14 protein-coding genes are annotated in these 17,948 nt (G+C 70.1%); 7 read left to right on the plus strand and 7 right to left on the minus strand.

The annotated features are described in order from the left end of the window. Window position 1: 1 nt before the first annotated feature. Complete coding sequence (locus D5S19_RS10905) at window positions 2-775, plus strand: ESX secretion-associated protein EspG (protein ID WP_120023236.1); 774 nt, start codon at window positions 2-4, stop codon at window positions 773-775. A 211-nt stretch (window positions 776-986) separates the two neighbouring features. Here D5S19_RS10905 and D5S19_RS10910 read toward each other — a convergent pair whose 3' ends face one another. The 4 genes from D5S19_RS10910 to D5S19_RS10925 all read right to left on the minus strand — a co-directional run bounded on the left by D5S19_RS10910 (window position 987) and on the right by D5S19_RS10925 (window position 3,773). Further along, window positions 987-1,388 carry a RidA family protein gene (locus D5S19_RS10910; protein ID WP_120023265.1) on the minus strand — a complete coding sequence of 134 codons (402 nt, stop codon included), beginning with the start codon at window positions 1,386-1,388 and terminating at the stop codon, window positions 987-989. 199 nt (window positions 1,389-1,587) lie between these two features. Continuing rightward, window positions 1,588-1,803, minus strand: coding sequence for a ferredoxin (locus D5S19_RS10915; RefSeq protein WP_199730435.1), 216 nt, complete (start codon window positions 1,801-1,803; stop codon window positions 1,588-1,590). A gap of 129 nt (window positions 1,804-1,932) precedes the next feature. Further along, window positions 1,933-2,550, minus strand: coding sequence for a response regulator transcription factor (locus D5S19_RS10920; RefSeq protein WP_233573824.1), 618 nt, complete (start codon window positions 2,548-2,550; stop codon window positions 1,933-1,935). 50 nt (window positions 2,551-2,600) lie between these two features. Beyond that, window positions 2,601-3,773, minus strand: coding sequence for a sensor histidine kinase (locus D5S19_RS10925; protein WP_233573820.1), 1,173 nt, complete (start codon window positions 3,771-3,773; stop codon window positions 2,601-2,603). Window positions 3,774-3,954: 181 nt separating this feature from the next. On the opposite strand from D5S19_RS10925, the gene D5S19_RS10930 reads away from it, so the two are divergent. Then, window positions 3,955-4,191 (plus strand): hypothetical protein, encoded by a 237-nt coding sequence (locus D5S19_RS10930; protein ID WP_120023240.1) that lies wholly within the window; start codon window positions 3,955-3,957, stop codon window positions 4,189-4,191. Between the two features lie 38 nt (window positions 4,192-4,229). Further along, complete coding sequence (locus D5S19_RS10935; RefSeq protein WP_147397366.1) at window positions 4,230-4,463, plus strand: hypothetical protein; 234 nt, start codon at window positions 4,230-4,232, stop codon at window positions 4,461-4,463. A gap of 284 nt (window positions 4,464-4,747) precedes the next feature. Here D5S19_RS10935 and D5S19_RS10940 read toward each other — a convergent pair whose 3' ends face one another. Next, complete coding sequence (locus D5S19_RS10940) at window positions 4,748-7,540, minus strand: FAD-binding and (Fe-S)-binding domain-containing protein (RefSeq protein WP_120023266.1); 2,793 nt, start codon at window positions 7,538-7,540, stop codon at window positions 4,748-4,750. A 799-nt stretch (window positions 7,541-8,339) separates the two neighbouring features. Further along, complete coding sequence (locus D5S19_RS10950) at window positions 8,340-8,966, minus strand: YigZ family protein (RefSeq protein ID WP_120023242.1); 627 nt, start codon at window positions 8,964-8,966, stop codon at window positions 8,340-8,342. A 491-nt stretch (window positions 8,967-9,457) separates the two neighbouring features. Between D5S19_RS10950 and gltB the strand changes: the two genes are divergently transcribed. Both gltB and D5S19_RS10960 read left to right on the plus strand, forming a co-directional pair. After that, window positions 9,458-13,996 carry a glutamate synthase large subunit gene (gltB, locus tag D5S19_RS10955; protein WP_120023243.1) on the plus strand — a complete coding sequence of 1,513 codons (4,539 nt, stop codon included), beginning with the start codon at window positions 9,458-9,460 and terminating at the stop codon, window positions 13,994-13,996. Between the two features lie 98 nt (window positions 13,997-14,094). Next, a complete protein-coding gene (locus tag D5S19_RS10960; protein WP_120023244.1) occupies window positions 14,095-15,546 on the plus strand; it encodes a glutamate synthase subunit beta in 1,452 nt (483 codons plus the stop codon). Window positions 15,547-15,764: 218 nt separating this feature from the next. On the opposite strand, the gene D5S19_RS10965 is transcribed toward D5S19_RS10960, so the two are convergent. Then, window positions 15,765-16,679 carry an ROK family protein gene (locus D5S19_RS10965; RefSeq protein ID WP_199730437.1) on the minus strand — a complete coding sequence of 305 codons (915 nt, stop codon included), beginning with the start codon at window positions 16,677-16,679 and terminating at the stop codon, window positions 15,765-15,767. Here D5S19_RS10965 and D5S19_RS10970 point away from each other — a divergent pair. Continuing rightward, window positions 16,678-16,887, plus strand: coding sequence for a hypothetical protein (locus tag D5S19_RS10970; protein WP_147397367.1), 210 nt, complete (start codon window positions 16,678-16,680; stop codon window positions 16,885-16,887). The two genes, D5S19_RS10965 and D5S19_RS10970, sit on opposite strands and share 2 nt — an antisense overlap. A 109-nt stretch (window positions 16,888-16,996) precedes the next feature. Further along, on the plus strand, window positions 16,997-17,638 hold the full coding sequence (locus tag D5S19_RS10980; RefSeq protein ID WP_120023246.1) for a response regulator: 642 nt from the start codon (window positions 16,997-16,999) through the stop codon (window positions 17,636-17,638). Window positions 17,639-17,948 lie beyond the last annotated feature (310 nt).

The raw sequence follows: 17,948 nt of genomic DNA on the forward strand, positions 1-17,948 counted from the left end.
CATGGTGATCGACCAACCGGTGACGGTGCCGCGGGTGACACTCGCCTGGGCGTGGAATGCGGAACGAATCGGCCCCGCACACCCCGTGCTGGGAATTGTGGAATGGTGGCTCGAAGCCGACGCGGCCGCTTCGTTCGACGAACTGATGCGGCAAACACTCGCTGAACCCGGCTTCTACGACCTGCGTCGGCAGCGGCTGTCGGGAGACTTCCGGGATGTACTGTTGGGTATCTCCACTGCCGATGCGGAGTGCTACCGGATTTCCAGTCGGCGCGACGGACGCAAGTCGGCTTCACTGGCTGTCCTCACTGGACAGTCCGCCTTACTGATCACAGTGGATGATGATCAGGCGACGTTGGCCGGGATTCCGGCAGGCCGGTTGTGCCGAGCGACCGTGGAGACCCTGCCGAACGTTCGCCCGGCCGGAATCAGCGAGATCCGGGTCCGCCGGGCGGAATACCGGGCAGGAACCGCATCCGAGTCCTACGACCTGGACATGACCAGCGATTACACCGTGCCGGATACCGCCGAGCAGCTACGGGTGTTGATGGCCGCGCCCCGCAGCGCGGTACACCAGTTCTACGTGGCCGGCCGTACGAATGGCGTGCGTTCGTCCAGCTATCCGTTGACCACTGTGGACACGATCGACCACGGGCGGGTGCTGACGTTGCTCCAGCACGGTCCTGACGGTGACGACTTGATCTCGTGTGGCCCGGGAAGCACCAACTACATCACCGCGACTTTGAACAGCACCATGCAGGGGCTACCCGCCTGACACGCTCGTCACAGCCGCGCATCCGGCGGGGAGGTCAGGCGAATTGAGCCGATTTCGGATGCCACTGTGGGTGCTTTCGTGCTACGTCGTGTTCCCACTGGCCAATACCCGAGCCCACAACCTGCTCGGCAGCGAAAGACCACCGTGGCCACAACACGCTTCGGCTCTCGCCACCCGGCATCAGCGAGCCCGTCCACCTCGCGGCAACGCGTCACGCAGCGATCGCCGCCGTGACGTCCAGTTCCACCAGCTGTCCCGGATAGCCCAGGCAAGTCACCCCCACCAGCGTGCTCGCCGTGGTGAACGCCACGGCGAGGCCGGAGGTGGTGAACCGGTCCCAGACAGCGGCGAGCGCCTCGCGGTCGGCTGTCGCCGCGTAGATCACCGTGCGCACCACCTCCTCCGGGCGGGCGCCGGCCGCGGCGAGCGCGGTGGTGGTGTTCGCGACGACCTGGTCCACCTGGGCGACCACGTCGCCGGGGATCACCCGCGCATCGGCGTCGAGCGGGCACTGCCCGGCCAGGTGCACGGTCGTGCGGCCGGACACCGTGGTCACGTGGTGGTAGCCGGGCGTCGGATGGAGTGCGAGCGGGTTCTGCCGTCGAATCGTCACGGGCGGCATCGTGACGTCCGTGCCGGACGGAACGCTAGTGGTTTACCGGCCGTGGCAAGTATGAGCCGCCCACCAACGGGAGTCAGGCCGGGAGCCAGGGGCGGAGACCAGTGCCCAGTCCGGGAGCCAGGCGTCGGTGGCCAGGTCCGTGCCCCAGGGGTTCAGGTCCGTGGTCCAGGAGTCGGGTCGTGCCCGGGAGTCAGGGCCGTGGTCCGAGGACCTCGGTGCCCTCGGTGCCCGTGATCGCCATGGCCGGGCACGAATCGGCGGCGTCCAACACCGTCTCCTCCGGGTCGACGGAGCCGGTGCGCGGGCGGGCGACGACGCCGTCCATGCGGAAGGTCCCGGGTAGCAGGGAGGCGCACATCCCCGAACCGATACAGGCGTGCCCGTCGATTTCGATCTGCCAGCTCATCGTCACCATCCGATCGGCATCGAACGCCGCCTCGCGCAGCGCAAGTCCCGGACAACACGGCAGGTAGTCATCCGCTTACCTGCCGTCCTCCAGTGACAGGCCACATCGGATTCGGCTGTCCAGCACGGCTCAGTCCTCCGCGTCGCGGACCAGGAGGGCGATCTGGACGCGGTTGTCCACCCCCAGTTTGGCGAACAGGCTTCCGGTGTGCGCCTTCACCGTGGCCACGCTGATGTGCAGCCGGGTGGCGATGTCCGGGTTGCCGAGGCCGTCGGCGATCGCGCGGGCGGTGTCGAGTTCGCGTTCGGTGAGGGTGGCCAGGCGGGTGCGGGCCTCGGTGCGGGACTGCTGCCGGGCGTCGGAGGAGTGCGGGCCGGTGGCCGCGGCGATCACCCGGGCGGTCGCGGCCGAGGAGAGTGCCGGGTTGCCGCCGGCGACGGTGCGCACGGCGGTGATGATCTGCGGCGGCGGGGTGTCCTTGAGCACGAAGCCGAGCGCGCCGGCGCGCAGTGCGCCGAGCACCAGCTCGTCGGAGTCGAAGGTGGTCAGCACGAGCACCCGGGGCGGATCCGGCCAGGACAGGATCTCGCGGGTGGCGCTGAGCCCGTCGCGGCCGGGCATCCGCACGTCCATCAGGACCACGTCCGGGCGGTGCTGCTCGACCACGCCGAGCGCGGCCTCGCCGTCGGCCGCCTCGGCGACCACGGACAGGTCGGGTTCCCCCTCGATGACCAGCCGCAGGGCCATCCGCACCAGCTGGTCGTCGTCCACCAGCACGATCCGCACTTCGTCCACGTTCACCTGTTCCCCTCCGGCCAGGGCAGCTGGGCGCGCAGCACGAACCCGCCGCCGGGCACCGTGTGATGGTCCAGTTCGCCGCCGGCGAGCCCGACCCGTTCGGCGAGGCCGAGCAGCCCGAATCCGGACGACGGCGCATGGATGCCCGCGGTCGCCGCCCCGGAATCCCGGACCTGCACCCGCAATCCGTCCCCGGCCACGCCTTCCACGCTCACCCGTACCCGCGCGCCCGGCGCGTGCTTGCCGGCATTGGTCAGTCCTTCTTGGACGATCCGGTATCCGGTCCGCCCGGCCAGTTCCGGCGGGGTCCCTTCCACGGTGTCGGTGAGCGTAACGGCAAGGCCGGACGCCCGGGCATCGGCCACCAGCTCGGGGATCCGGTCGATCGAGGGCTGCGGCGGCTCCGGCCGCTCGGGTCCCGCGCGCAGCACGCCGAGCACGTCCCGCAGCTCCTCCAGCGCCTGGTGTGAACCATCCGCGATGCCCTGGGCCAGCACCTTCACCTCCTCGGCGGTGAGGTTGTCGCGGTGCCCGAGCACGCCGGCCTGCATGGCCACCAGCGAGACCCGATGAGCGAGCACGTCGTGCATCTCGCGGGCGATCCGGTTGCGTTCCAGCACCCGCGCCTCCGCGGCCCGCGCCGCCTGCTCGCGCTCCGCGCTGTCCGCACGCTGGCGCAGGGTCCACACCTCGTCCCTGCGGGCACCCACCGCCACCCCGACGGCCACCGCGATCCCGGCGGTCAGTGCCGGGATCAGCAGCTCGACCCAGTTTCCGGGCGTCGCGACCTCCGGCGGGAAGAACGTCACGGAGAACTTCGACGCGGCGGTGTAGGCCACCACGACGACGCCGATCTCCAGTGGACGGCGACGGGTGGAGATCGAGCAGAGCACCAGCAGTGCCGAGCCGATGGCGAGGGTGGATGCGGTCGAGGCGATCGAGATCAGCATCGCGACGGTCAGCGGGAACCGCCGACGCCACAGCGTCAGGACGAGGCAACCGAGCGCCACCAGCGGATCCCCGTGGTAGTACCAGGACCCGCCGAGCGGCACCTGCCCCCTTACCGCCATCGTGGCGACGTAGAGCCAGGTCATCGCACCGATCGCAACCACGGCGGCCAGCCGCCACGACTGCTGCCACGGACCGAGCCGGGGCACCGCCTCCTCGTTCACCCGGACATCATCACCGAACCGCCGCCGCGGCGCAGCGGACCCCGGTCCGGCACCCGTACGACCGGAGGTGGACCGCGGCACCGCCCGCGGTCGAACCCGGGTCGAGACGCCGGGTCGATGTGCGGCGACGCCGCCGGCACCACACTGGGCACAGAACGAAAACGAGAAGGGGAATCGGGACATGGGCAAGAACGGTTATGCGGCACTCGAAGCCCTCGGGCTGATCTCGGGCGGGCTCGCCGGGCAGGCGATCGTCCGCAGCTTTTTCGACAGCGACACCGAACCGCTGTGGGGAGCGATGTCGTGGGTGCCCGGCGGGCGCACCTGGGAGCTGATCGTGCTCGGCTTCTTCGGCGTCGTCGGGCTGGTGATCGCCGGAATCGGGATTATGGGCCAGAAGAAGGTCAAGGCCGGGTGAGCCGGGCACTGGCACCCCCGAGGGAAAGGACGCAGACCATGAGCAAGAGTAGCTGGACATTGCTGCAATGCCTCGGATTGCTGGTACTGGTCGGCGCCGGGCAGGCGATCGTCCACGGGCTGATCAGCCCCGGTTCGCCGCTGCTCTGGGGTGCGTTCGATTGGGTGCCGGGCGGCTGGGACGGTCAGCTGATCGTCCTCGGCAGCATCACGATCATCGGCCTGCTGATCACCGTAGGGGCGAATCTCGCCTCGACGAAGACCTACCGCTGAATCACCCCGGGTACGCGCAAGACCGCAAACCCCGTTGTGTGTACGCCTTCTCCCCGGCACCCACCGCCGCACAGTGCGCGCACCATTCCCCGCCACGGCCCGTCCGTGGCGAGCGCCCACCGCTGTGGCGGATCCCCGCCCTCGGCGTTCCCGGCCCATGCCGGGGGCGCCGAGGAGCCGTTTCCAAGATCGCCCGCCTCGCCCGCAGGGTGCCGCTACGTCCATGATGGCAGCCGGCCGGCTTCGCCGAGACTGCCCGCCGGACTCCGGCGAACGGCCAGCAGCTATCGCAGCGCCCGGCGGAGCAGCTGGGCCAGATGCACGGCCGGGCGACCGGCCTCCTGACCGATCTGGGTCCGGCAGCTGAATCCGTCGGAAAGGACCACAGTGGACTCCGGCGTCGCGCGCAGCGCGGGCAGCAGCCGGTCTTCGGCGCAGGCCAGCGAAACCTCGTAGTGCCCGCGTTCGAAGCCGAAGTTGCCGGCCAGCCCGCAGCATCCCGCGTCCAGCGTGGTGTTGCGGACGCCCGCGGCGGACAATGCGGCCTCGTCCGCGTCGAAGCCGAGTACGGCGTGCTGATGGCAGTGCACCTGGGTGATCGTCTCGACGTCCAGCTTCGCGGTCAGCGGTTCGGGCGCGTCGGCGAGCAGTTCGGCGAAGGTCCGGGTGCGGGTGGCCAGCAGCTCCGCGGTCGCGTCGCCCGGAAGCAGCGCGGGCAGGTCGCCGCGGAACAGCGCGGTGCAGCTCGGTTCCAGCCCGGCCACCTGGTACCCGGCGTCCAGATACGGCTTCAGCACGGCAAGCGTCCGGCGCAGCACGCGCCGGGCGGTGGCCAGTTGCCCGGTGGAGATCCAGGTCAGTCCACAGCAGACTCCTCGATCCGGCAGCACCACGGCGTATCCGGCGGCGGTGAGCACCTCGGCCGCGGCGTCGAGCACGTCCGGGGTGAGGTAGTTGTTGAAAGAATCCGGCCACAGCACGACCCGCCGCTCGCCACTCGCCCATCGGCGGAGATCCGCCCGTGCCACGGTGAACGGCACCGGGGCGAACTCCGGCAACGCGCGTTCCGGCGCGATCCCGCCGAGCCACTTCACCACAGCCGCCGCCCAGCGACGGCGGGCGAAGAAGTTCGCCACGCGCGGCGCCAGCGCGGCGCCACGCAACCACAGCGGCAGCCAACCCATGGAATAGTGCGACGCCGGGCGCAGGCGTCCCCGGTAGTGCTGGTGCAGGAACTCGGCCTTGTACGTGGCCATGTCCACATCGACCGGACAGTCGGAGAGACATCCCTTGCAGGACAAGCACAAATCGAGCGCCTCGGCCACCTCGGCCGAACGCCAGCCGTCCTTGATCACCTCGCCGTTGATCATCTCGGCGAGCAGGTGCGCCCGGCCGCGGGTGGAGTGCTGCTCCTCGCGGGTCGCCCGGTAGCTCGGGCACATCACGCCGCCACCACTGGTGTTGCGGCATTTGCCGACCCCGACACAACGGCGCATCGCCTGCCCGAAGCTGCCGCGATCCTCCGGATAGCCGAGCACCGTGACGTCTTCGATCGCCAGCGGCGCACGGCGCACCCGAAGATCGGCGTCCACCGGCCGCGGCTCGACGATGATGCCGGGGTTCATCCGCCCCTCCGGATCGAAGATCCCCTTGAACCGGGCGAACAACGCCAGCATCTCCGGGCTGTACATCCGCGACAGCAACGCCGACCGCGCCTGCCCGTCCCCGTGCTCGCCGGAAAGCGAACCACCGTGCGCGGCGACCAGATCGGCGGCTTCCTCGACGAATTCACGGAATTGCGCTTTGCCCGCCGCGGACAGCAGATCGAAGTCGAGCCGCAAGTGCAGGCAGCCCTCGCCGTAGTGGCCGTAGACGACGCTGCGGCGCCCGTGCCGAAGCATCAGATCCTTGAACCCTCGCAGGTACGACCCGAGCCGCTCGGGCGGCACCGCGGCGTCCTCCCATCCCGGCCAGGCCTCGGAACCGTCGGCCAGCCGGGTGGCCAGGCCCGCGCCCTCCTCACGGATGCGCCACAGCCGGCGTTGCGCGGCGGGATCGTCGAGTACCACCGAACCGGTCAGCGCGGCGCCGAGCGAAGCGGCCAGCTCCCTCGCCCGAGCCGCCGCTTCGGCTGCGGAATCCCCGGACAACTCCACGAAAAGCCAGGCACCGCCCGGCGGCAGACCACGGTTCCGGCCTGGTTCGAGCAGGCCGACGAGTTCCGCGTCGACACCTTCCACGGTCAGCGGTGACCACAGCAGGATCGCCGGAACCGCGTCGGCCGCATCAATGTCGGAGGGGAACCCGAGCACCGCCAGTACCCGATGCTTCGGCAGCTCAGCGAGCGCGACCGTCGCCGACAACACGGTGACACACGTGCCTTCGCTACCGACCAGCGCTTTCGCAAGGTCGAATCCGTTCTCCGGCAACAGGTGTTCCAGCCCGTACCCGGAAACCCGGCGGGGCCAGGTGGACAGTTCGGTCCGCAGCAACGCGAGATTGTCCCGCACGAGTGACCGCAGCTGCGTGAAAACCCGGCCCTCGGTACCCGGCAGCGCGGCCCGCCGGTCCACTTCGGACGGATCGGCCGGACCGGCGGTGAACCGGGTCCCGTCGTAGAGCAGCACGTCCAGCTCACGCACCACGTCCGCGGTGCGGCCCCACGCGACCGAGTGCGAACCGCACGCGTTGTTGCCGATCATCCCGCCGATCGTGCACCGGCTGTGCGTGGAGGGATCGGGGCCGAACCGCAGCCCGTGCGGCACGGCGAGTGCCTGCAGATCGTCGAGCACGGTGCCGGGCGCGACCCGGGCGAGCCGCGCCGCCGGGTCGAGCCACTGGACCCCGTGCACGTGCCGTGCGGTGTCGATGACCAGGCCAGGACCGCACGAGTTGCCGGCCACGCTGGTGCCGCCGCCACGGGCGACCACCGGCAGGCCGCGGGCGCGTGCGGCGGCCACTGCCGCGATGACGTCGTCGACGGTTTCGGGCAGCACCACGCCTAGTGGCACGTGCCGGTAGTTCGACGCGTCGGTCGTGTAGAGCGCCAACGTCGCAGGGTCAGTCCGGATCTCCACCCGGACCATTCAACAAGATTCCCGCCGCCTACGCCGCAGGACGTGGGCATCCAGCCGTCGCCGGACCAGCTCGCCCGCCTCGGCATGCGGGGTCCGGCCGTTCGTTCGCGCAGCAGCGAGCAGCCGGGCCACGACGTCACCGATCCCCTCGACCCGCGCCGCCGCCGTCTCCGTCGATCTCCCTGGCCAGCGCGTACACGACTCCCCCGGCGCTCGCCACGTAGTCCGGCACCCACACCACGCCTCGCGCCGCGAGGGCGTCCGCCGTTTCGTCGTCAACCAGCTGGTTGTTGGCCGGTCCGACGACGAGCCGCGCGCCGACCCCCGTGTCCGCGCCGAAATCCCGCCGACCGCAGCCGGTACGAGGATGTCGGCCGGCGCTGTGACGGCCTCTTCCGGCGACACCCAGCCGTAGCCGAGCCGCTGCGCCGCGTCACGCGCAGCCGGGTCGACATCGGACACCACGACGTCGGCACCCGCGCGGGCCAACGCCTCGGCAAGGGACCCGCCGGCCGATCCGTGACCGCTGATCACGATCCGTCGCCCAGCCGGGTCCTGACTGCCGAACACTGCGGCAGCCGCGGCACGCAGGGCGCTCAGTACGCTCTGTGCGGTCGGTGAGCTGCTGCGACCAGACCACCACCCGCGCTGGTCCACCGTGGCCTGATCGCCCGGCCCCGGCCGGGCACGCCTGTGGCGACCGGGTTTCCGCCGCCGGCGTGGCCGCTTTGCGTGGCAGCCTGGTGCTCCCCCAGCCTCTGGCGACGGAGCCGGTAGGCACCCCGGCGGCATAGCGCGGCTAACCGCGGACCCAGTCCTCCCCCAGCGCCACCGCTTCCGAGCTGCCGCCGGTCGCCTCCGCCAGCCAGGCGGCGAACCGCTGCTCCTCGCCGGGCAGCACACCGACCTCGAAATGCGCCGAGGCCTCGAACCGGGTCTCCTGCACCGAGTACGAGGACGCGCGCAGCTCGTTCTCCAGCCGGCCGGCACGGGTGTAGTCCACCTCGATGTCGAACAGCCTCAGCCGCCGATACTCCACCAAGCCGACCGTGTCCAGGGCTTCGGACACGGACTGGCCGTAGGCCCGAATCAAGCCGCCCGCGCCGAGCAGTACGCCGCCGAAGTGGCGGGACACCACCGCGACCGTGTCGGTGACACCACGGCGGCGCAGCACTTCGAGCATCGGCACCCCGGCGGTGCCCGCGGGCTCACCGTCGTCGCTGGAACGCTGAGTACGGCCGTCCGGACCGAGCACGAAAGCGTGACAGTGGTGCCGCGCCGTGGGTTCTGCCCGGCGACGGGCCGCGATCGCCTCGCGCGCGGCGGCTTCCTGCCCGACCGGGGCGAGTGCGCACAGGAACCGCGAACGCCGGATCTCGATCTCGTGCAGCCCGGCGGCCGCCACCGACAGATAACGATCAGTCATGCGCACGCTGCCTCACCGGTGCAGTCAATCAGGTCGGCCGCGCCGGCATCCACCGGATGGGTGAAGGAAAAACCGCAGGTCAGCGCGGGTTCTCCCGGCTGGCGGGAGACCCGGTCCGACAGGTGGGAGTACCCGGACGGGTGACAACACAACCGTGGCATTTCCCACGTGGACACGACGACGTATGTCGATAACGACGATTTCACACTATCGTCATAAGACCCGGCGAACCCGGGGACCGGCACCACCACGCCCGGACGGCCCCCACCACCAAGGCCGGCCGACGTGCGCACCACGCCCTGTACAGCGACGTGCAGTATCTCCACTGCCGCCCACTGCCGTGCGGCCGTACTCTCCTGCCCCGTCCCGGGCGGAGGGTTTTCCCTTCTCGACTGACCATCGCGGTTCCGAACCACTTCGTTAACCGGTTCAGTGACGAACCCCACCGATGGAGTGAAGGAACGCGCCTACGCCCTGGGAGGCGGCCAGCCGTGACCCCTAGTTCCAGCATCCCGGCCACTGGTGGCCTGTACGACCCCGCGTCCGAGCACGACGCCTGCGGGGTCGCGTTCGTCGCGGACCTGACCGGCCGCCGAGATCATCAGATCGTGGCGAAAGCCCTGGTAGCACTGCGCAATCTGGAGCATCGCGGGGCACGCGGCGCCGAACCGGACACCGGGGACGGGGCCGGTCTGCTGATCCAGGTGCCCGACGCGTTCTACCGCGAGGTGGCCGGCTTCGAGCTGCCGCCCGAGGGCGAGTACGCGGTGGGCACAGCCTTCCTGCCGCAGGACGAGAAACGCCGCAGCCGGGCGATGACCACCATTGAGCGGATCGCCGCCGAAGAGGACATGCGCGTGGTCGGCTGGCGCGAGCTGCCGGTGGATCCTTCGCAGTGCGGGCCGACCGCGGCCGAGTCCATGCCGCACTTCACCCAGCTGTTCCTGGCCGGGCGCCGGGACAACCGCGAGGGTCTCGAGCTGGAGCGCGCCGCCTTCTGCGTGCGCAAGCGCGCCGAGCACGAGCTGGCCGAGGACGACCTGTACTTCCCGAGCCTGTCCTCGCGCACCATCGTCTACAAGGGAATGCTCACCGAGCCGCAGGTGGAACGGTTCTTCCGGGATCTGACCGACGAGCGCGTGACGAGTGCGATCGGGCTGGTGCACTCGCGGTTCTCCACCAACACCTTCCCGTCCTGGCCGCTCGCGCACCCGTACCGGTATGTGGCGCACAACGGCGAGATCAACACGCTCAAGGGCAACCGCAACTGGATGGACGCCCGTGAAGCGCTGCTGGAGACCGACCTGATCCCGGGCGACCTCAAGCGTCTCTACCCGATCATCACCCGCGGCGCGAGCGACTCCGCCTCCTTCGACGAGGTGCTCGAAATGCTGCACCTCGGCGGTCGGTCATTGCCGCACGCGGTGCTGATGATGATCCCGGAGGCCTGGGAGAACCACCAGGAGATGGACCCCGCGCGGCGGGCGTTCTACGAGTTCCACTCCACGCTGATGGAGCCGTGGGACGGGCCGGCGCTGGTCGCGTTCACCGACGGTACGCAGATCGGCGCGGTGCTCGACCGCAACGGCCTGCGGCCAGGCAGGTACTGGGTGACCGACGACGGGCTGGTCGTGCTCGCCAGCGAGGTCGGCGTGCTGGAGCTGGACCAGTCCTCGATCGTCCGCAAGGGACGGCTCGAACCGGGCCGGATGTTCCTGGTCGACACAGCGCAGGGGCGGATCGTCGAGGACGAAGAGGTCAAGGGCGAGCTGGCCACCGCGCACCCGTATGACGACTGGGCCGAGGCCGGGCTCCTGCGGCTGGAAGAGCTGCCGGAACGCGACCGCGAGGTGCCGCTGCACGCAGCGCTCGTCCGCAGGCAGCAGTCCTTCGGCTACACCGAGGAAGAACTCGACACCATTCTCGAACCGATGGCCCGCACCGGCGCGGAGCCGATCGGCTCGATGGGCAACGATTCGCCGCTGGCCTCGATCTCGTCGCGGGCACGGCCCTTGTTCGACTACTTCATCCAGCTGTTCGCCCAGGTGACCAACCCGCCCCTGGACGCGATCCGCGAGGAACTGGTCACCTCGCTGGGCACCCAGCTCGGCGCGGAGCCGAACCTGCTGGCCGCGGATGCCTCCTCATGCCGCCGGATCGTGCTGCCGTTCCCTGTGCTGGACAACGATCAGCTGGCGAAGCTGGTGCACGTCAACGACGACGGCGACCTGCCGGAGTTCCAGGCGGTCACCGTGCTGGGCCGGTACCAGGTGCACGGGGGCGGCGAGGCCCTGCTGCGGCGGCTGGACGAGATCCGCACCGAGGTGTCCGAGGCGATCGAGGACGGCGCGCGGCTGATCGTGCTGTCCGACCGCGGGGTCGACGAGGACCACGCGCCGATCCCGTCGCTGCTGCTCACCGGCGCGGTGCACCATCATCTGGTCCGGGAAAAGACCCGCACGCAGGTCGGCCTGATCGTGGAGGCGGGCGACGCCCGGGAGGTGCACCACATCGCGCTGCTCATCGGGTACGGGGTGGCCGCGGTGAACCCGTACCTCGCGATGGCGACGGTCGAGGAGATGGCGCACCGCGGCCAGATCCCCGGGGTGACGCCGAAACAGGCGACCGCGAACCTGATCAAGGCGCTCGGCAAGGGCGTGCGCAAGACCATGTCGAAGATGGGTGTGTCCACTGTGGCCTCCTACACCGGGGCGCAGATCTTCGAGGCGGTCGGGCTCGGTGCCGAGGTGATCGACACCTGTTTCACCGGCACCACTTCCCGGCTCGGCGGCGTCGGCTTCGACACCCTCGCCGAGGAGGTCGCGCAGCGGCACCTGCGGGCGTTCCCGGTCGACGGCGTCCGCGCGCACCACCGCGAGCTGGAGACGGGCGCGGACTACCAGTGGCGCCGCGAAGGCGAGCCGCACCTGTTCAACCCGCAGACGGTGTTCAAGCTGCAGCATTCCACGCGCAGCGGGAAGTACGAGATCTTCAAGGAGTACACCAAGTCCGTCGACGACCAGTCCGAGAAGCTGCAGACGCTGCGCGGGCTGTTCGACTTCAAGCTCGGCGAGCGGGCACCGGTGCCGATCGAGGAGGTCGAACCGGTCTCCGAGATCGTCAAGCGGTTCGCCACCGGCGCCATCTCCTACGGCTCGATCTCCATGGAGATGCACCAGACCCTGGCCATCGCGATGAACCGGCTCGGCGGCAAGTCCAACACCGGCGAGGGTGGCGAGGACCCGGAGCGGCTCTACGATCCCGAGCGCCGCTCCGCGGTCAAGCAGGTCGCGAGCGGCCGGTTCGGGGTGACCAGCGAGTACCTGGTCAACGCCGACGACATCCAGATCAAGATGGCGCAGGGCGCCAAGCCCGGCGAAGGCGGGCAGCTGCCCGGCGGCAAGGTCTACCCGTGGATCGCGAAGACCCGGCACTCCACGCCGGGGGTCGGCCTCATTTCGCCGCCGCCGCACCACGACATCTACTCCATCGAGGACCTCGCGCAGCTGATCCACGACCTGAAGAACGCCAACCCGGACGCGCGCATCCACGTGAAGCTCGTCTCCGAGGTCGGCGTCGGCACGGTCGCCGCGGGGGTCTCGAAGGCGCACGCGGACGTGGTACTGATCTCCGGCCACGACGGCGGAACGGGCGCCTCGCCGTTGTCCTCGATCAAGCACGCGGGCGGCCCGTGGGAACTCGGGCTGGCCGAAACGCAGCAGACCTTGCTGGCCAACCGCCTGCGCGACCGGATCGTCGTGCAGGCCGACGGGCAGCTCAAGACCGGGCGCGACGTGGTGATCGCGGCACTGCTGGGAGCCGAGGAGTTCGGGTTCGCGACCGCGCCGCTGGTCGTGTCCGGCTGCATCATGATGCGGGTGTGTCATCTGGACACCTGTCCGGTCGGCGTCGCGACCCAGAACCCGAAGCTGCGGGAGAAGTTCAGCGGCAAGGCCGAGTACGTGGTCAACTTCTTCCGGTTCATCGCCGAGGAGGTCCGGGAATACCTGGCACAGTTGGGTTTCCGGTCGATCGCGGAGGCGGTCGGGCACGCCGAGGTGCTGGACAAGCGCAAGGCCGTGGCACACTGGAAGGCCGCCGGGCTGGACCTGTCGCCGATCTTCCACGTGCCCGCGACGGCCCCGCCGGGCGCGCGTCACCAGCAGGTGAAGCAGGATCACGGGCTGGACAAGGCGCTGGACAACACCCTCATCCAGCTCGCCGAGGGCGCGCTGGCCGCCGGGGACAAGGTGCGGCTGGAACTGCCGGTGCGCAACGTCAACCGGACCGTGGGCACCATGCTCGGCTCGGAGCTGACGAAGAAGTGGGGCGGTGAAGGGCTGCCCGACGACACCATCGACATCACCTTCACCGGCACCGCGGGCCAGTCGTTCGGCGCGTTCGTGCCGAAGGGCATCACCCTGCGGCTCCACGGCGACGGCAACGACTACGTCGGCAAGGGCTTGTCCGGCGGCCGGATCGTGGTACGCCCGCCGAAGGAATCGCCGGTGGTGGCGGCCGCGGAGAACCACATCATCGCGGGCAACGTCATCGGCTACGGCGCGACCGGCGGGGAGATCTTCCTTCGGGGACAGGTCGGCGAGCGGTTCTGCGTGCGGAACTCGGGTGCGCTGGCCGTGGTCGAGGGCGTGGGCGACCACGGCGCCGAGTACATGACCGGCGGCCGGGTCGTGGTGCTCGGCGGGATCGGCCGCAACTTCGCGGCCGGGATGTCCGGCGGCGTCGCGTACGTGCTCGACCTGCCGGCGCACCGGGTGAACCCGGAGATGGTGGACCTGGACCCGCTCGACTCCGAGGACGCCGACTTCCTCCGTGAGACGATAGAAAAGCACTACAACGAAACGGAATCCGCCGTCGCCCGCGAGCTGCTCGCGGACTGGGACGCGGCCGTCGACCGATTCGGGAAGGTCATGCCCAAGGACTACAAGCGCGTGCTGGCCGCTCAGGTGCAGGCCGAACGCGATGGCCGTGATGTGAACGAGGCGATCATGGAGGCCGCTCATGGCTGAGCGACACGGCTCGCCTGCCGTGAAGGGACCCTTCACGGACGCTGGGGCCGTGAAGGGTCCCTTCACAGACTTCCACGCTAGCGAAGCGGAGGCCGCTCATGGCTGACCCCAAGGGCTTTCTGACCACCACGCGCGAGGAGCCGAAGCGGCGTCCGGTGGATCTGCGGCTGATGGACTGGCGCGAGGTCTACGAGGACTTCGCCACCACCCGGCTGGAAAAGCAGGCCGGGAGGTGCATGGACTGCGGAATTCCGTTCTGTCACCAGGGTTGTCCGCTCGGGAACCTGATTCCGGAGTGGAACACGCTGGTATGGCGGGAGGACTGGCAGGACGCGATCGAGCGGCTGCACGCGACGAACAACTTCCCGGAGTTCACCGGCACACTCTGTCCGGCACCGTGTGAAACCGCCTGTGTACTCGGCATCAACGACGATGCGGTGACCATCAAGCGGGTTGAGATCTCCATTGTGGACCGTGCCTTCGCGGAAGGCTGGGTGCAGCCGCAGGTGCCGCTCGCACGGACCGGCAAGAAGGTGGCCGTGGTCGGGTCCGGCCCGTCCGGGCTGGCCGCCGCGCAGCAGCTGACCCGCGCCGGGCACAGCGTCGTGGTGTACGAACGGGCCGACAAGATCGGCGGGCTGCTGCGGTACGGGATCCCCGAGTTCAAGATGGAGAAGTTCCGGCTGGACCGGCGGATCGAGCAGATGCGCGCGGAGGGCACGGAATTCCGCACGTCGGCCCACGTCGGCGTGGATCTGTCCACAACGGACCTTCGCGAGAACCACGACGCGGTGGTCCTGGCCGGCGGCGCGACCGCGTGGCGTGATCTGCCGATCGACGGCCGGGAGCTGGACGGTATCCACCAAGCGATGGAGTTCCTGCCGCCGGCGAACCGGGTCGCGTCCGGCGAGCTGGAGGCCTCGCCGTACTCCGCGGCCGGGCTCGACGTGGTGGTGATCGGTGGCGGCGACACCGGCGCGGACTGCGTCGGCACCTCACATCGGCAGGGCGCGAAGTCGGTGACGCAGCTGGAGATCATGCCGCAGCCGCCGGAGACGCGCTCGGCCGCGCACCCGTGGCCGACCTACCCGATGCTCTACCGGGTCACCTCCGCGCACGAGGAGGGCGGCGAACGGCTGTACTCTGTCAACACCCAGGAGTTCCTCGGCGACGAGCAGGGCCGGGTCCGTGCGCTGAGCCTGGTCGAAGTGCGCAACGAGGACGGCCGGTTCGTACCGGTGCCGGGCACCGAACGGGAGCTGCCCGCCCAACTGGTGCTGCTGGCCATGGGCTTCGTCGGCCCGGAGCGCGAAGGCCTGCTCACCGAGCTAGGCGTGGACCTCGACCAGCGCGGCAACGTCGCCCGCGACCGGGAGTTCCGCACCAGCCTGGACAACGTGTTCGTCGCCGGGGACATGGGCCGCGGCCAGTCCCTGATCGTGTGGGCGATCGCCGAGGGCCGCTCCTGCGCGGCCGGGGTGGACGCCTACCTGACCGGCCGGAGCGTGCTCCCGGCCCCGATCGCGCCGACCGACCGGCCGATCTCCTGAACCCGGGGCGGGGCAGGCAACGGCGCCTCCCCCGCCCCGCCGGACGGGCGGGTGCGACAACGGCGTCGCATCCGCCCTTTTTGGTGCCGCCCGGTCATCGCATCCCGGTTCGGGTGCGGCACCTGCCGCACCCGAACCGGGGCGTTGGCTCGAGAACAGCGGGGCTGTGAAGGGTCCCTTCACGGACCCTAGGGCTGTGAAGGGACCCTTCACAGCCTTCAAGACCCACAACCACGCAACGCATCCAACGCCAGCAACCCCGCACCGAGCCGCCCCGCCTCGTCACCCAGTCTCGCGATGCGGAGGTCCGGCATGCGCTGGAAAGTCAGAGCCGAGCCGAGCAGTTCGCGGATCGGGCCGAGCATGTACTCGGTCGCGGTGAACAGGCCGCCGCCGAGCACGATCGCCTCGGGTGCCAGCAGTGTCAGCAAAGTCCGTAGGCCGTGTGCGAGCGCTTCGAGGGCTTCGGACACCACGGCCTGGGCCAGTTCGTCGCCTTCGCGGGCGGCGTCGACCACGGGGCGCGCGCCGTCGGCGGGGCGGCCCGTGCGTTCGGTGTAGCGGCGGGCGATCGCCGAAGCCGAAGCGATCGCTTCGAGGCAGCCGATCGCGCCGCAGCCGCACCGGCCGGAGTGGCCGACGTCGATGTGCCCGATTTCCCCGGCCAGCCCGTGCCCGGGGTAGATCCGGCCGTCGAGCTGCAGCGCGGCGGCGATCCCCGTGCCGACCGCGACGAACGCCGCGTCGCGGCAGCCCTGTCCGGCGCCGGTCCGGAACTCGGCCAGCCCGCCGGCGCGCACGTCGTGGCCGAATGCCACTGGACGGCCGAGGCGGCGTTCCAGGAGTTCACCGAAGGGGACGTCGCGCCAGTCCAGGTTCGCCGAGAACCGGGCCACCCGCGCTTGCTCGTCGACGATCCCGGGCACCACCACGCCGACCGCGTCCGGCGCCGCGGTGCCTGCGTCCGCCACGAGCGTGGCCACCACCGACACCACCTGCTCGGCGAGCGCTGTGCCGTCCGCGCCGCGCGCGGTGCGTTCGCGCCGGGTCGCGAGGACGTTCAGGGCACCGTCGAGCAGTGCCGCCTTCACCGTCGTCCCGCCGACGTCCAGCGCCGCCACCAGTTCTCCCATGGCCACGATTCTTTCACCCACCGGGGTGGCCGCGTTCCGCTCCGCGGACGGCCCTTACGGTGAGCAGGTACGGAACCACCTGATCGACCTCGGTCTCGCGCTCGCCGTGGCCGGGCTCCTGGTGTACTCCGGGCTGAACGGCATTCAGCATCCACCGCTGTGGCCGCTCGCGGTCGCGATCGTCTTCGTCGCGCGGGCTACGGCGTGATCGGCATGCGCGAACGGGTCACGCTGGCCGGTGGTTCCCTGCGCGCCGGCCCGGACGGGACGGGCGGCTACCGGGTGCGGGCGGTCTTCCCGTGCGGAGAGGACACCGGGTGCTGAAAGTCCTGCTGATCGACGACGAGGCGCTGGTGCGCAGCGGCGTCCGGCTGATCCTGGAATCCGGTCCCGGGATCGAGGTGGTCGCCCAGGCCGGGGACGGCGCCGGGGTGCTGGACCTGCTGCACCGGCATCATCCGGACGTGGTGCTCACCGACATCCAGATGCCCGGGGTCGACGGGCTGGAGGTGACCCGCCTGGTCACCGCCGAACCCGACCCGCCCGCGGTGCTCGTGCTGACCACGTTCGACCTCGACGAGTACGTGCACACGGCGCTGCGCCACGGGGCGACCGGCTTCCTGATCAAGGACACCCCGCCGCGCGAGCTGGTGAAGGCCGTGCACGTAGTCGGGGGCGGCGAGGCGATGCTGTCCCCCGCGATCACCCGGCGGCTGCCGGCCCATTTCGCCACCGGCGGCGGGGCCGTCGCGGCCCGCACCAGGCTGGCGCCGCTCACCCCCCGCGAACGCGAGGTCGCGGTGGCCGTCGGCCAGGGTTCGAGCAACGCGGAGATCGCCCGCGCCCTGGGCGTGAGCGAGGCGACCGTGAAGGTCCATTTAGGACGGGTGATGGCGAAGACCGGGGCCACCAATCGGACGCAGGTCGCCATTCTGATCCACGATGCCGGGCTGACCTGATTTTTACCATCCCGGGTATTGTCGTCCGATCCGGGGAAATATCCGGACACGCACCATCCCGTAACCCATCGAGGTCCAGCCAATTCAGCCATTGTGGATACGTCCACAGAATCGCGGCGCCGACCAGGTGAGAGCTCAACTAATTCGGGCACCGCATGCCGATTCGGGTCCGCGCCAAAAACTGGCGCCAAGCTCGTAAGGCTTGACGTTTCGCTGGTCGGATCGTACTTTGGTGCTATGCATTCCATGGGGGGAGGGTCCCAGTGACTTTCATGAGCGTGGCGAGCCGGCCCGGCAGCGACACCTGAGG

This window comes from Amycolatopsis panacis, assembly GCF_003600245.1.
GTDB classification, from domain to species: domain Bacteria; phylum Actinomycetota; class Actinomycetes; order Mycobacteriales; family Pseudonocardiaceae; genus Amycolatopsis; species Amycolatopsis sulphurea.